Genomic DNA, 2,859 nt, shown 5'->3' with positions numbered 1-2,859 from the left:
CCGCCGTACCACCTCGTGGTCGTCGACCAGGAACACCCTGATCGGCGTCCGCGGTGAGAACTCCCCTGCACCGGTCATCCCGGCCCCCTGCCCTGCGTCGTCCCGATGTCCCCCCGATCCTCGCCCGCGGCACACCGTCGGCGCCAGGGCCGAACGGACCCATCGGCACGGGAGAGGACGCGTCAGGGCACGTCGATACGGCGCCCGCTCACGTCGTCCGTGTCGATCCGCACCCACAGGCTGCGGTTTTCGTCGCCCGGCCATGGGCTGCTGTACATCCGCTCGTGCAGCTCCCGTACGGCCGCCGGGTCCTCGACGCGGCGCGCCCGGCCCCGGACCAGGACGCTCCAGCCCTGGCTGAGCGCCTCGTCCACCTGGTCCACCTCGAAGACGACCTCCGTTCCGGTGACCCCGGCGGGCCCGGAACCGGGTGCTGTCCTGAAGACGATGGACCGGTCCACCACGCTGTAGTTCACCGGCAGGATCGCCTCGCGGCCCGGGGTGGTCACCGCGATGCGGCCCACGCCGTGGGAGGCGAGGTGCGCCCAGCACTCCTCGGGGGTGAGTTCCACCAGGCGCGCGTGCGGCGAAGCGCGACCCAGGCCCGGGGGGAGTTCGGCGTCCCCGCCGTTGAGGGCGCCGACCGTGGTCTCCAGTGCGGCCGCGAGGGTGCGCAGGGTCCCCATGCCGGGAGCCGCGGTGGACTGCTCCTCGATGAAGCGCAGATAGCTGGTGGCCAGGCCCGCCCGGGTCGCGACCTCCTCGCGGGTCAGGCCCAGTTCGTCGCGGCGCTTGGCGACACGGCGCCCCATGTCACCGGGAGCGGCGGGAAACGGGTTCGCTGCCATGCTGCTCACGTCCTTGTCCCAGGCCCCGGAAGGGGGATGGCGTCCCGCCCGCCGATGCGGCGGACGGCGTCTGCCACGGCCGGCACCGCTGCGGCCCGGCCGCGGCGCACTCCGGCATGCCAGTCCGGAGCCTCTTCGATCGTGACCCGTACGCGGTGCCCGTACCAGGGCCGAACGGACCCACGGGCCGGCGCGGACGGCCCTCCCGTACGGCCCACCCGTGCGGCCGTTCCCGGCAGCGAGGCAGGTGCCCGCGGCGGGTGCCGGGCTCCGGCGTTCGCCTGTCGGTCCTGCGGGGCCCTGATGCACGCGGACGACAATGCGTCCCACAACATCGCCCGTAAGGGTGAGACCGTGTGGACTGCGGGGCGTGAGTCACGCGCCCCTGCCACCCCGTAGGGGTGTCTGGACGGAGGAGCCCACTCAGCAGCCAGTTGGGCGCTACCTTCAAGCCCGGTCGTCTACGGCCGGGTCAAGTTCGACTCCCAGACGACGTCCACGACGCCCTCCACGGCGCGGGCGAGCCGGGACGCGACCGGGACCAGCGAGGGGTCGCCCGGCACGCCGGAGAAGTGGACGACGCCCTCCTCGGTCCGAGCCCGCACCAGCGGGGGTTCGCCCGGGAAGAGGAAGGCGACGACCTCGCGGGTCACCTCGTCGGCGATCTCCTCGTCCGGGCGCAGGAAGACCTTCAGCAGGTCGCCCCGGCTGACGATGCCGCACAGCATGCCCTCGGCGTCGGTGACCGGCAGCCGCTTGATCCGCCGCTGGGCCATGACCCGGGCGGCCTGGGCGAGGGTGGCGTCGGCGTGCACGCACACCGCGGGGGCACTCATCAGCTCGTCCGCGGTGGTGGCGCCCGCCTTGCCCAGATCCTGCAGCCGCCGCATCTGCTCGTAGCGGGAGGGGTCGCTGTCGCGGTACTCCTCCTTGGGCAGCAGATCGGCCTCCGACACGACGCCGACGACCCGGCCCTCCCCCTCCAGCACGGGCACGGCACTGACCCTCCACCGTTCCATCGTTGTGACGATCTCCTTGAACGAGGCGTCCCGGCCGACCGCTACGACGGCCCGGGTCATCACGTCGCTCACGTTGTGCGGACTGCCCTGCATGGCGTCCTCCCTCGAAAGGCCGGGGGCCCGTGTCAGTGCGCCGTCCCGCTGCCCGCGGGCCCGTAGAGGTCGAGCAGGCGGCTGCGGGCGTCCTGCAGGCGGTGGGCGACGATCTCCGCCACACGACGGGACACCGCCCGGCCGAAGACGGGATCGGCCTCGCACAGCGCGCGCACCACCGTCGCGTCGTACTCCTCCGCCCGCACCGGGCTCTGAGCCTGCGCGCCGAGGTGCCAGTTGTACGGGGGGAAGAGCCAGGACCAGCCGAGCAGGTCGCCGTGGCCCAGGGTCGCCACGACGGCGGGCCGCCGGCCGGGGACGCGCATGTCGAGGGTGACCGAACCGGTGTGGATGATCCAGAAGCGGTCGGCTCGCTGCCCCTCCTCGAAGATCCTGGCCCCGGCCGGGAAGGCCACGGAACGCCCCAACTGCACCATGCGATCACGGGCCTGCGGCGGCAGCGCGTCGAGCAGACCGAAGGTGGCGGTGGTCATCGCTGACCCCTTCCTGCTGAAGCCCGCCGCTGTTGCGGCGGCGCGAGTACGGTCGGGCGGCCCTTCCGGGCGGGCCCCGGGGCCGGGGGCGGGCCTGCCGTCCGGCGGCCCGCACTTCCAGCGTGGGCCCCGGCACCAGCCGCGCGCAGGGGCCGTTCGGCCCCTCTGCGACCCGGCCGGTACCCCCCGGCCTGCCGTCGCGGTCCTGTTCCCGGCGGCCGCCCTCAGTCGATCGGGACCAGGACGACGGGGCAGTGCGCGTGGTGCAGCACCGCGTGGGTGACCGGCCCGAGGCGCATTCCCAGCGGGCGGGCTTCCCGCCGGTGGGCGCCGATGACCACCACGTCCGCCGCGCGGCTCGCCTCGACGAGCGCGGCGGCCGCCGGTCCGGGGACGGCGTCCACC

4 protein-coding genes are annotated in these 2,859 nt (G+C 74.2%); all 4 read right to left on the bottom strand.

Annotated features, from left to right (window positions below; genetic code table 11):
* Nucleotides 1-182: 182 nt before the first annotated feature.
* Complete coding sequence (locus ACWDAS_RS41375; RefSeq protein WP_450401139.1) at nt 183-848, bottom strand: helix-turn-helix domain-containing protein; 666 nt, start codon at nt 846-848, stop codon at nt 183-185.
* A 461-nt stretch (nt 849-1,309) separates the two neighbouring features.
* A complete protein-coding gene (locus tag ACWDAS_RS41370) occupies nt 1,310-1,960 on the bottom strand; it encodes a CBS domain-containing protein (RefSeq protein WP_450401138.1) in 651 nt (216 codons plus the stop codon).
* A gap of 32 nt (nt 1,961-1,992) precedes the next feature.
* Nucleotides 1,993-2,454: a Crp/Fnr family transcriptional regulator gene (locus tag ACWDAS_RS41365; protein ID WP_450401136.1), complete on the bottom strand. Its 462-nt coding sequence runs from the start codon at nt 2,452-2,454 to the stop codon at nt 1,993-1,995.
* A gap of 224 nt (nt 2,455-2,678) precedes the next feature.
* Nucleotides 2,679-2,859: universal stress protein (locus ACWDAS_RS41360; protein ID WP_450401134.1), on the bottom strand; the 181-nt coding region annotated here is incomplete at its 5' end.

Source organism: Streptomyces sp. NPDC001070 (assembly GCF_053598835.1).
Note: the sequence above shows the minus strand (reverse complement) of the source record. Positions and strands in the feature narration are given on the sequence as shown.